The 12,298-nt window shown below is 61.2% G+C and carries 9 protein-coding genes; 4 read left to right on the top strand and 5 right to left on the bottom strand.

Annotation, left to right across the window (positions count from 1 at the left end; genetic code table 11):
- Positions 1 to 71: 71 nt before the first annotated feature.
- A complete protein-coding gene (locus tag YUU_RS0111275; RefSeq protein WP_245287994.1) occupies positions 72 to 1,847 on the bottom strand; it encodes an adenylate/guanylate cyclase domain-containing protein in 1,776 nt (591 codons plus the stop codon).
- Positions 1,848 to 2,087: 240 nt separating this feature from the next.
- Entirely contained in the window at positions 2,088 to 2,567 is a 480-nt protein-coding gene (locus YUU_RS50645; protein ID WP_051389692.1) for a GNAT family N-acetyltransferase, read from the bottom strand.
- A gap of 280 nt (positions 2,568 to 2,847) precedes the next feature.
- On the opposite strand from YUU_RS50645, the gene YUU_RS0111265 reads away from it, so the two are divergent.
- From YUU_RS0111265 to YUU_RS0111245, 3 genes are all read left to right on the top strand, one after another.
- On the top strand, positions 2,848 to 3,642 hold the full coding sequence (locus YUU_RS0111265; protein WP_156944227.1) for a lipopolysaccharide assembly protein LapB: 795 nt from the start codon (positions 2,848 to 2,850) through the stop codon (positions 3,640 to 3,642).
- Positions 3,643 to 4,315: 673 nt separating this feature from the next.
- Entirely contained in the window at positions 4,316 to 4,573 is a 258-nt protein-coding gene (locus YUU_RS0111250; protein ID WP_027522460.1) for an ABC transporter substrate binding protein, read from the top strand.
- A gap of 651 nt (positions 4,574 to 5,224) precedes the next feature.
- Positions 5,225 to 6,175: a c-type cytochrome gene (locus YUU_RS0111245; protein WP_051389693.1), complete on the top strand. Its 951-nt coding sequence runs from the start codon at positions 5,225 to 5,227 to the stop codon at positions 6,173 to 6,175.
- 337 nt (positions 6,176 to 6,512) lie between these two features.
- Here YUU_RS0111245 and YUU_RS0111240 read toward each other — a convergent pair whose 3' ends face one another.
- On the bottom strand, positions 6,513 to 9,674 hold the full coding sequence (locus tag YUU_RS0111240) for an efflux RND transporter permease subunit (RefSeq protein WP_027522458.1): 3,162 nt from the start codon (positions 9,672 to 9,674) through the stop codon (positions 6,513 to 6,515).
- A 12-nt stretch (positions 9,675 to 9,686) separates the two neighbouring features.
- The gene (locus YUU_RS0111235) at positions 9,687 to 10,880 is read right to left on the bottom strand and encodes an efflux RND transporter periplasmic adaptor subunit (RefSeq protein ID WP_027522457.1); all 1,194 of its coding nucleotides are present in this window, start codon (positions 10,878 to 10,880) and stop codon (positions 9,687 to 9,689) included.
- A gap of 238 nt (positions 10,881 to 11,118) precedes the next feature.
- Between YUU_RS0111235 and YUU_RS0111230 the strand changes: the two genes are divergently transcribed.
- Positions 11,119 to 11,910 (top strand): transporter substrate-binding domain-containing protein, encoded by a 792-nt coding sequence (locus YUU_RS0111230; protein ID WP_027522456.1) that lies wholly within the window; start codon positions 11,119 to 11,121, stop codon positions 11,908 to 11,910.
- Here YUU_RS0111230 and YUU_RS61125 read toward each other — a convergent pair.
- A complete protein-coding gene (locus tag YUU_RS61125; RefSeq protein WP_245287993.1) occupies positions 11,865 to 12,194 on the bottom strand; it encodes a hypothetical protein in 330 nt (109 codons plus the stop codon). The genes YUU_RS0111230 and YUU_RS61125 overlap by 46 nt on opposite strands.
- Between the last annotated feature and the right edge of the window lie 104 nt (positions 12,195 to 12,298).

Raw genomic sequence — 12,298 nt, 5'->3', positions numbered from 1 at the left:
GGAATCGACGTGACGAGCCAAAACCGGAAGTAGCCACTCGGCGGTTCGACATTTGACAACCTCTGTGTCACTCATTCGGGAAGCCCTGCTTTACGCAGACCCTCGATAAATATCTGGAGCTTCGACGAACTGGTGCGGGCCACCCATTCAGCGATGCGAAAACCGGGTTCGAGCTCAAGCATGCGGGCAACTGCCTCTTTCGCTTCTGCTTCGCGTCCGAGATGCGCCAAGGCCACCGCGAGGCAGCGATAGACCATCGAAGAAACGTGGTTCCTGCGAAGGGCTTTCCTTGCAAACTCGACCGCCTCGTCGAAGCGCCGAAGGTCAATGCAGGCAATGCCCATTCCCGTGAACATCAGGAAAATCCAGGGGTCGACGGGGCTCAGGCGGATGGCGCGCTCGATACTCCGGAGTGCTTCGTCAGGCTGCCCAATATGCCGATAAGTCAAGCCTCTCCTGTGCCATGCATTCGCTGAATTTGGATTGAGAGCGACGGCCCGGTCCACCAGTTCGATAGCAGCGTCGATATCGCCAGAGAAAGCCGTTACGCGACCAGCGATGGCCAGCGCCTCCGGGTCATTCTCGTCAACACTGAGTGCCAGTCGCGAAAGCCGCGCCGCTTCTTCAATCGTTGACTTCGGATCGATGGCCCATCCATGACTGATATTGTGAAGATGGCAGCTTGCTGCAAACGACGCCGCAGCACCATACCGAGAGTCGATCTCCAAGGCACGATACAACAGCTGGAGGGCCTCTGCTGAGCCCTCGCGGGTACCAGAATAAAGCCGTGGTGCGGCTCGGAGATAGAGGTCATAAGCGCTGAGGTTGTCTGGCCGCCGTCGCGTCGCCAGTTCGATTTCAGCCTGCAACAATCTCGGCGCGATTGCGGAGACAACCCTCTCCGTCATCTGGTCTTGAAGAGCAAAGATATCGCTTAGGTCGCCTTCAAAGCGATCCGCCCAAAGGTGGGACCCGATCGCCGCATCGATCAATTGGCCGGTAATGCGGATTTTTCCGGCAGCTTTACGGACACTACCTTCAAGAACGTAGCGGACGCCAAGCTCGCGCCCGACCTGTTTGATATCGACGGCTCTGCCCTTGTACGCAAAACTCGAATTACGCGCGATGACGAACAGCGCCTTGAACCGCGAGAGCGCTGTCGTGATCTCTTCGACCATTCCGTCAGCAAAATACTCCTGCTCCGGATCGCCGCTCATGTTCTGGAACGGCAGAACCGCGATAGAGGGCTTGTCGGGAAGAACGAGAGTTTGACTAGTCTCGGCCGATGGTTTCGTCGGCGGTACCAAAGAAGAGTCGGCATCAATCCGACAACGCCAGGCACGCATGGGTTCAGCAATATTCTTCAGCGTTTGCGGTCCCATATCCTCGAGAGCAAGATCGACCTTGCCGCGGATCTGCCGGTGGGCATCATCGGAAATGCAGATGCCGCCGGGCTCTGCTAGTCCTTCCAGACGCGCCGCGATGTTGACGCTGTCGCCAAATATGTCGTTTTCATCGACGATAATGTCGCCGACGTGAACACCGATCCGAAATTCAATCCTCTTGTGCCGTGCTACGTCGATATTTTGAGCAGCCATACCGCGTTGGACTTCGGCGGCGCACCGGGCTGCGTCGACCGCGCTGGCAAATTCGACCAGCATGCCGTCGCCCGTCGTCTTGACGATGCGGCCTCGATGCGCGGCGATGGAGGGATCGAGTAGCGTCTTTCGGAGCGATTTCAGGTTGGCGAGCGTGCGTTCCTCATCGAGGCCCATCAGACGGCTATAACCGGCCACGTCTGCCGCCAGCACCGCCGCCAGTCGCCTTTCCACACGCTCGCTGCTCAATATCAACCCCATATTCCGGGGGAATGATGACTACATAGCAGAAATTGTAGGCCGATGTCTGGCTAGACCCATGTCCGATCAGGCTAGGCACATGTCCGAAACGGGGCAATCGCGTCGATATGGCCACGCCCCCCGCTCTCTCGTCCGCCACGCACAGCACCGGACATCACCACATTCGTCCGAGAGCCGTCTGCTGGTCGCGAGAGCCAGAGGCGCAACGGGGCCGGCCGGCGCTGCGCATCATGTCTCGCGAGGGATCACGTACAATAGATGAGGCAGTATGATTTCCGGCGAGAAGAAAAATGGTACTTCGCCGATCCTGATGGCTCCCATCCGCTCATAAAACCCTTCCGCTGAGGGTTCGGCAGAGATCATGAGGGCGCCGGCTTTTATCTCTTTTGCGCGAGCTACAGCCGCCCGGAAAAGAACTCGACCAATCCCGCGTTTCCAATGCGCCGGGTCAACAAAAAGGTGGTGAAGCTGCGCAATTCCTTGCAGCGCGGTCGGCGTCACCGAGACAACGCCGACGACTTCGCTGGAGCTATCTCGTGCCACCCGAACAAAATCCCCACTAATCAATGGTAGAGTGATCGTAAGCGCGGGTATCGATCGGTCGATGAACGCTTCGTCGTAGCCCGCATGCATCGTGGCGCGCACACAGAGGCGCGTTAGCTCACGTTGTTCGTCGGGCTTGGCCCCGCGCACCGTAAAGATGTCCACCGCACAACCTTCCGTTTCCCAGCCGTAAGCTTAATTGAATTGAGCATCGCTTGCGGACGACACATTCAAGGCTCTGGTCCAGGGCAGCAGCGCGAGCGTCAACCTGTTCCTCAACGGCTGGCGCAAACAGGACGCCACGCTCTGTGACAGGGCGATCGAGCTGAGTGCGAGTGCCACGAATTATGGCATCTTGATCAGGCGCAATGGAATATCCGGTATCGTCGACTGCTGGAGGTCGCGGTACCAGGAGTGCCGCCGCGCCGGCACGGAAGGAAAGCGGTTGGCGCGTTTAGCTGGCGACGTTTACACCTTTGTTCTGTTCAACGTTCTTGAATCAATCGCGCTCATTCATCTGGGTGAATGGCGCGAATTGCGACGTGAAATCACGGCCGGCCTCGAACTGGCCATCAGGAACGCGAACGGCCCCAGCAGCGCATTGTGCCGGCTGACGCTTGCGTGGTTGCACGTCGAAGCGATGGAGTTTGATGGAGCCCGGGAGATCTGCGAAAGCGTCGACGATGGTCTGCTGGTCGGCGATCAATCGACATACTTCCACAAGCGGGCCGTCCTTGCGAAGGCCTATGTCGGCCTGAACGATCCGTCGGGAGCTCGCAGGCAATTTGACGATATTGAGCGCCGCAGGCATGAAGAAGGCATCGACATCGAATTTACCGCCGCGACGCAGGTGTATCCTTGCCTTGGCGAATATTACTTGCAGGTTGACGACTATACGCAGGCTCAGAGCTGTGCACGTCAGCTCCACGACTATGTGGCAACGGCTCCAGATCTCAATCACCTGGCCCAGGCCCACGGACTGCTCGCGCGTACTGCGCTTGCCTTGGGTGATTCAGCGGAGGCTCGGTTGCACCTGTCCCGCGCGCTGGAGATCGTCGACAGGGCCGACTTCCCGATTGCTTCCTGGCGGGTGTACCGCACTGCCGCCGAGATCTTCGCGAAGTACGGAGACGTCGACAGGGCGGCCACGTATCGCTTGCGATTTGTCGAGACTGTCCGAAGGCTCGCGCAAAATTTCGAACCCGAGGATCGGCTGCACAAGAGCTTGCTGCTGTGTTAGCAACGCGAACAGCGCAACTGGAAGCGATGACCTCGCTGCCGTCGCGGCCCGCTTAGCCGACGGGCTTGCCGACGCGTTTGAGAACGACGTCCTCGATACCGGCTGGCGGGTTGTGCGTCGCTTTGGAAGTACCGCCAAAGCGAACGTCGGCTCCGCATCCAAAGTGCACGCGCATCATCCGCACTTGATGTCTGCTTTCGGCCCTTTTCGGGCATGGTGCCATGTCCGACTTGAATCCGATATGCGCACGAAAGCAGACGTCTAGCCGCGCCCTTCAAATTTATGGGGTCGCGCCCTACGCCGTAGGCGTGGTCCGGGAAGGTGCGCAGCGGTTTTCTCTCGCGACGTCGTCCCAAATCAGTGTTTTGTCGGACGCCGCCAACCTTCCACCAGCGTAATTGTGCCAGCAGCCACCACTGCAATAACGACGACAGTGGCGAGGGCCTCGATCGAGGCCAAGGTCTCGTACCATTTGTTCCAAAGCTCAAGCATGCGCTGGCCTTTATCGAGAGCGCACCCACGATCGGTAAGATCCGCTCTCAAAAGGACGAGCCTTTGCGACAAAAAACAATGCCACCTATCGTCGCGCGGGTTTTGACCGCGCGGCAACATGACCTAAGCGCCATCGATACGCAGGCCGCTATCTCGGGCGCCGTGGGTTGCCGAGCTCGCAGTGCGCTACCAACTGCCGGCGGTGTCTTTCGTTCGCGATTTCGCAGATCAGGGCGGCCTGCTGAGCTATGGGTCCGACGAGGCCGATGCGTACCGGAAGGCCGCAACCTACGTCGATGAGATCCTGAAAGGTGCCAAGGCCGCCAACCTGTCCGTGCAGCAGCCGACGAAGTTCCAGCTCGCAATCAATGTGAGGACAGCGAAGGCGCTCGGCCTATGTGCCGCAATCGGAGCTCGCTCGCGCCGACGAGGTGATTGAATGAAGCACTTCACGATAAGTCGTGTGGCCAAGAGTGGGCCGAGAGTAAGTCCCGTTCTCATTGAGATCACCTGGATCGTTCTCGGCTGCTAATCTGTTCCCATAGGGCTGGTGGGCACTGTCCGTATTTAGCCCCTAGTGTCCTAAATTCATGATATTGTCTTAATGCGCCGTCTGTCCGGGAGGACACAATGGGATGGTTTGACCGGCTGTTTGGAAGGACCCCGGGGCCCACTAGCCAACTTTTTGCTAGATTTAGACGGAAATCACGGGCACCGACTGATCCTGATCTTCTGAAGATTGCAAAAGACCGAAAAGGGCATGTCTCACGGAAAGCTGTGAGAGATGAATATAATCGGCTGGTTTTGGAGAAGTACGCGCACGATAAGGCGTGATCTCTAATCTCACCTAGTGGTGGTGCCACTGCTTGGCACCTTTTTGTGTGCCCGCCTCAGTGGGCGGCCTCTTTCTAATGTCGCTTGTAGGACCTTCGGCGAAGTCCAGCTTGGCTGCGAGGTGGCTGATCGGGGTTCGACCCACGGCGGACGTAGGCAGTTTCCTCCTACGGGCTCAGGATTCGAAGTTGTTCTAGCCGACATCATGCAATGCTTTTTTGGATCAGGCGTCAGAAAGGTGAGGGATAAGATGCGCATGCTCGCTGCTATCTTACTGTTGCCCATTGCCGCGCTCGCCGTTCAACCGGCACGAAGCGAAGGTCCGCCCGCGTGGGCCTATCCGGTCAATCCGCCCGACTTCAAACCGGTGCCCGACGACGGCAAGCCACGATCGGTACCGGACAGCCGCGCGTCCTATACGGTTCCGCAAACCCGAGATCTATTTCTGGCGCCGGTCTGGCATCCCGAAGACCACGCTGCGCTTCCCGATATCGTTGCGCACGGTAGGAAGCCCGACGTGTTCGCTTGCGGTTTTTGTCATAGGGCGAATGGTCAAGGTGGTCCGGAAAATGCTGACCTCGCCGGACTGCCAGCTACCTACATCGTTCAACAGCTGGTGGACTACAAAAGCGGAATGAGAACAACGGCGGTGCAAAATCGCGTTCCGCAAACGCTGATGATCTCGCTCGCGAAAAGCGCAACTGATTCCGAAATCGCGTCAGCGGCGGCGTATTTTTCCTCACTAAGCCCGCGCGACCGCATCCGCGTCGTGGAAACGGATGTCGTGCCGAAGACTTTCGTCGCCGGATGGTTCCTCGCCGATCTTGGTAATGGTGAGAAGGAGCCGATCGGAAGCCGTATTATCGAGGTGCCCGAAGATCTCGCGCAGTTCGAGAATCGTGATAGCCGCGCCAGGTTCATTGCCTATGTACCGCCCGGCGCGGTTAAAAAAGGAGAAGCGCTGGTCGCGAGCGGCGGCGGCAAGACGGTGTCGTGCGGCGTTTGCCATGGGCCAGCGCTGCACGGGCTCGGCCCGATCCCGCCCCTGGCGGGCCGTTCGCCGAGTTATGTCACCCGTCAGCTGTACGAGTTTCAGCACGGACAGCGGACCGGAGCATGGAGCCCATTGATGTCCAATGTCGTCACTAACTTGACCGAGGATGATCTGATTTCGATCAGCGCCTATCTGGCGTCGCTGAAACCCTAGCGCGGCCTAGCAATCAAACGTCGCTCAGTATCGTCGGCGAAGTATCCGCCGTGTCGCGGGCATCCAATCCCGCAACGTCATGAACAGCCGCGATGTCGCATGTTGGCCCTTTTTCGGGCACGGCGCGATGACAATTCAACCTAAAGCCGCGCTTTAGGGCCTGATGGGATCAGATCGGGCTTGATCGTCCGGTACTTGCTACGATGATGCCATTATGCCCCTGATTTGCCCGACGTGTCAAATGATTTCGTAAAATACGAAGTGCCTCATGCCGGCATCATGGGCTACTTTGCATGGGGTTGTTTTCGACATTTTTGCCCGTGGAGAGGGCGAACGCCTAAGACTTTACTTCCGTGGCCGGCTGCCCATGGGGTGTCCGCTTCTTGCGCGATGCACGCCAGTTCTCAAAACGCTGCACCACCACGAAGAAGGCCGGCACGAACAGCACCGCGAGGCAGGTCGAGGCGAGCATGCCCGAGAACACGGTGATGCCGATCGACTTGCGGGCGCTGGCGCCGGCGCCGGTTGCGAGCACCAGCGGCACGACGCCGAGGATGAAGGCGAACGACGTCATCAGGATCGGCCGGAAGCGGGCGCGTGCCGCTTCGATCGCGGACTCCAGCAGCGGCTTGCCGTCGCGGACGTGCAACTCGAGGCCGACCTCGACGATCAGGATGGCGTTCTTGGCCGACAGCGCGATCAGCAGGATCAGGCCGATCTGGCAATACAGGTTGTTGTCGATCTTGAGGCCGTTGAGCACCAGCATCGGCCCGATCAGCGACAGCGGCACCGCGAGGATCACCGAGATCGGCGCGTACCAGCTCTCATACTGGCCGCAGAGCACGAGATAGACCAGCAGCATGGCGAGGCCGAACACCCAGTAGATCTGGTTCGAGACCGCCTTCTCCTGATAGGACATCGCGGTCCATTCGAAGCCGGTGCCGGGCGGCAGCGTCTTGTCTGCGATCTCCTCCATCAATCGCAGGGATTCGCCGGAGGAGTAGCCCTGCGCGGGCAGGCCGACGATGGTCGAGGAGGGATAGAGATTGTAGAGGCTGATCAGCGACGGCCCCGTGGCCGGCGTGATCGTGGCGACGGTGCCGATCGGGATCATGTCGCCGTTCGAGTTGCGCACCTGCATGTTGGCAATGTCGCGCTCAGTGACGCGGAACGCCGGGTCGGCCTGCGTATAGACCTGGAACACGCGGCCGAACTTGTTGAACTGGTTGACGTAGGACGAGCCGAGATAGGTCGACAGCGCCGAGAACACCTGGTCCGTCGTCACGTGCAGGGTCTGGGTCTTGATGCGGTCGATCTCGACGTTGAATTGCGGCACCGACGAGCGGAACGACGAGGAGACACGCTGCAGCGCGCTCTGGCTCTGGGCGTTAGAGACCATCGCGCTGGTGATCGCCTGGAGTTTTGCAAAGTCGCTGTTGCCGTCGCGCAGCTCGATCTGCATCGAGAAGCCGGCCGCGTTGCCGATGCCCTGGATCGGCGGCGGCGGCAGCACCAGCGTGCGCGCCTCCATGATGGTCGCGACCCTGTCGTTCAGGCCATATACCAGCGAGCGGAGATCCTCGTCTTTGCCGCGCGCGGCCCAGTCCTTCAGGATGATGTAGGCGACGCCGGCATTTGCAAGGCTCGCGCTGTTGTCGAGCGCTGAGATACCTGCGATGGTGATGACCTGCTGGACGCCCGGCGTGTCCTTGATGAGCTCGCTGGCCTTGTCGAGCACACTCTGGGTTCGCTCGAGCGAGGCGCCGTCGGGCAGTTGCACGGCGGCGATCAGATAGCCCTGGTCCTCGATCGGCAGGAAACCGGTCGGCACCCGTGACAGGCCGTAGCCGCCGATCCCGATCAGGACCAATGCAATCGCGACCGAGACCGTGGCGTTCCTGACGAGGGTTCCGATCAGCCGGGTATAGCCGCGTTCGACGCGGTTATAGACGGCGTTGAAGCCGCGATAGAAGAAGTTGCGCTGCTCCTGTGGCACCGTCGGCCGCAGCCAGAGCGCGCACTGCGTCGGTTTCAGCGTCGCCGCGTTGATGGCGCTGAGCAGCGCAGTCGCGGCAATCACCAGCGCGAATTGCGAATAGATGCGGCCGGTGAGGCCTGCGAGGAACGACGCCGGCAGGAACACCGAGATCAGCACGAGAGTAATGCCGACGATCGGCGCGAACAGCTGGTCCATCGCCCGGATCGCGGCGTCGTGGCCGTTCATTCCCTGCTCGATATTGTGGGCGGCGCCTTCGACCACGACGATCGCGTCGTCGACCACGATGCCGATCGCGAGCACGATCGCAAACAGTGTCGACATGTTGATGGTGAAGCCGAGCGCGGCCATCGCGGCGAAGGCACCGATGATGGTCACCGGCACGGTCGTCGCCGGCACCAGCATCGCGCGCCAATCCTGCAGGAACACCAGGATCACGACCAGCACCAAGAGGCCGGCCTCGATCAATGTCATGTAGACCTCGTGCACGGAGGCCTGCACGAATTTGGTGGTGTCGAACGGCGTGTCGTATTTGATGCCTTCCGGGAATCGCTTGGCGAGCTCCGCCATCTTCCTTTCAACGGCCTGCTCGACCTGCAGCGCGTTGGCGCCGGGCGACTGGAATACGCCGATGCCGGTGGCGGGCTGCTTGTTGAGCGAGAAGATCTGGCTGTAGGTCTGCGCACCCAGCTCCACCCAGCCGACGTCGCGCACGCGCGTGACGTCGCCGCTGGTGCCGGTCTTGACGATGATGTTCTCGAACTGGGTGGGGTCGTCGAGCCGTCCGTTGACGTTGAGGGTGTACTGGAACGCCTGACCCGGCGGCGTCGGCGGCGCGCCGACCTGGCCGGCCGACACCTGCTGGCTCTGCTGCTGGATCGCGTTGATGACATCCTGCGGCACCAGATCGCGGGCCAGCAGCTTGTTGGGATCGAGCCAGACCCGCATCGAATACTGGCCGGCGCCGAACACCGTGACGTTGCCGACGCCGGGCAGGCGCGAGAGCTCGTCGCGGATGTTGATGGTGGCGTAGTTGCTCAAAAAAAGGCTGTCGAACCTGGAGTCCGGCGAGGTCAGCGTCACGAACAGGAGGATCGAGGTCGACCGCTTCTGCACGGTGACGCCCTGGTTCTGCACGGCCTGCGGCAATTGCGACAGAGCACTGGAGACGCGGTTCTGCACCAGCACCTGCGCGAAGTTGAGGTCGGTGCCGATCTTGAAGGTCACGGTCAGCGTGTAGGTGCCGTCGGAGCCGCTGTAGGACTGCATGTAGAGCATGTCCTCGACGCCGTTGACCTGTTGCTCGATCGGCAGCGCCACGGTGTCGATCACCGTCTTGGCGCTGGCGCCGGGATAGCGCGTGGTGACCTGCACCGTGGGAGGCACCACGTCGGGATATTGCGCGATCGCCAGATTGAACAGCGCGACGCCGCCGATCAGGATCATCAGGAGCGCGATGACGTTCGAGAGGACCGGCCGCTCGATGAAGAATTTTGAGATCATGGCCGGCAGCTCCTACTTGGCAGACGCCTGTGGCTGCTCGATCTTCGTCACTTGCGGGTCGATCTTCTGGCCCGGAATCACCCGCAGGAGCCCGGCGATCACCACGCGGTCGTCCGGCTTCAGGCCGCTTTCGATCACGCGCAGGCCGTTGTCCACCTGGCCGATCTGCACCTTGCGCTGCTCGACCGTGTTCTCGTTGTTGACCACCAGGAGATAGCGGCCACTCTGGTCGCTGCCGAGCGCGGTGTCGGGGACGAGCAGGGCATTCTTGTCCTGGTCGAACGGCACCCGGACTCGAACGAAGTAGCCGGGCAGCAGCACCCGTTTGTCATTGGGAATGATGCCACGCACCGCGAGCGTGCCCGTCGACGAATTGAGGGTTGGCGAGACATAGTCGAGTCGGCCCTCATGGGGATAACCCGTCTCGGTCTGCAGGCCGACCTCGACCGGAAATTGCTTGAGGTCGGCGACGGTCAGCCCGCGGCGGGCCGCTTCGGCGCGGATGCGCAGGACATCCTGCTCGTTGACCGTGAAGTTCACCCAGATCGGGTCCAGCGCGACGATGGTCGCGAGCTGGGTCGGGGAGGAGACGCCGACGAGCTCGCCGATCGAGACCAGGTGCGCACTGACGATGCCGTCGAACGGTGCGCTGACCTTGGTGTAGCCGTAATTGACCTCGGCGAGCCTCGTATTGACCTGGGCCTGCTGGAGACCGGCCTGCGCGTTGTCACGGGTGGATGTCGAAGTGTCGAGAATCGATTGCGAGACTGCCTGGCGCTGCACGAGCTCGGTCTGCCGCTTGAAATCGGCTTCGGCCTGCTTGAGCGTGGCCTGCGCCCCGACCTCGGCGGCCTGCGCCTGCTCGACCTTCAGCTTGTAGGTTTCCGGCTCGATCGTGAAGAGCTGGGTGCCCTGTTTCACGAAGCTGCCGTCCTGGTAGTCGATCGTCTGCAAGAAGCCCTGCACGCGTGCGACGAGGTCGACGCTCTTGATCGGCGCAGTGTTGCCGGTGGCCTCGACATAGCGCGTCACCGCGCGCTGCACCGGCACTGCCACGTCCACCTTGGGCGGCGGCGGCGGCGCGTAGACGTTCTTCTGCTCGCAGCCCCCAAGCGCGACGACGGCCGTCATCGCAGCGAGGAGTCGCCCGATCTGTCCTGACCGTTGATCGTGCCGTGCCGGACAAGCGAGATTCGCGCGCGTCATTGCGGTGGTCCCCGTCTGTTGTATGCCTGCGGCAGGTCGCCTCGCAATTTGATAGCAACAAACGGGGAGCCGTGGAACACCATAGCCATGGCGGCGTGATGGTCTTGCACTGCGAAGAGCGGCGCGGCATGTGACAGTTTTGTCCGTGATTCTGACAAATCCACTTTTCACGGGTCGCATGATCGACCACAATTTAGGGATCGCGAATGATGGACGAGTGGACGGGGAGACTGATGCCATGCCGATCACGATCTGGCCGGCCTGCGCTGGCCTCGCGCTCGCCGCGATGATGGCGATGCCGGCGATGGCTGAGGATCTCAGGGCTGAAATTGCGCCGACCGGCAAATTGCGCGTCGCCATCGCGATCAGCCCGGCCGGCGGCGCGTTCTGGTCGACCAGGACCGAAGCAGGCTTCGCCGGCGTGCCCGTCGACCTCGGCAAGGCGATGGCGGCCGCGCTCGGCGTATCGGTCGAATATGTGGTGCACAACAATTCCGGGCAGATCACCGACACGGCCGCGAAGGGGACCTGGGACGTCACGTTCCTGCCAAAGGATCCCGAGCGCGAGACCAGGATGGCGTTCGGCCCGATCTACGAGGTCGCGGATGCGACCTATATCGTCAAGGCAGGATCGGGCGTGACCAGTTTTGCGACGCTCGACCAGCCCGGCATCGAAGTCGCCGCCGTCAACGCCACGACCACGATGCGCGGCGCGCTCGCGCATCTGAAGAATGCGAAGGTGACGGGCTATCAGACGTATGACGAGATCTTCGAGCTCCTGAAGAACGGCGACATCGACGCCTTCGCGCTATCGCGCGACCAGCTCAACAAGATGGCGCAAAAGATTCCCGGCACGCGCGTGCTGGACGAGACCTTCAAGAAGACGGTCACGGCGGTCGCCGTGCCGCTCGGTCACACCCAGGCGCTGGCATTCGTCACCAGGTTCATGACCGATGCGCTCGCCAATGGCACCTTGCGCAAGGCCTATGACGCCAACGGCCTCAAGGATGCGCCGATCCGGACGGAGTAGGACGTCCTTTCGTCGAAACGAGCGCGCCCAGATCTCGGCCAAACACGCCGCCCCAAAAAAGACTCAGCCTCGCGAGGCCACAGCGTCCACCACAACGAGGATTTCGGGATGAACGGCGCGGTCGCGATCGCGAAGGCCGCGCCGCCGGCCGACATCGCGATACCTAGCAGCACATGCTTGTTGTAGGGCCGAAGCTGCAGCAGCACGAGCACCATCAGGAGGAACACGCCGCTTGCCGCGCCGCGAAGCCCGAGATCAAGCGCCGTGAGCCCCATCGTCGTCACAATTCAGATTACCCGCTCGGCTCGCAATCTCGCATCCACCTTGCGCCGGGACAATCCAAAATTGCAGGCGGCGGCCGGGCTTTCCCGGCCGCCAAGAAAGCCCT

It is taken from the genome of Bradyrhizobium sp. Ec3.3 (genome assembly GCF_000472925.1).
In the GTDB taxonomy this organism is placed as follows: Bacteria; Pseudomonadota; Alphaproteobacteria; order Rhizobiales; family Xanthobacteraceae; genus Bradyrhizobium.
The sequence above is the reverse complement of the archived record's forward strand: the minus strand, read 5'-3'. Positions and strand labels throughout refer to the sequence as shown.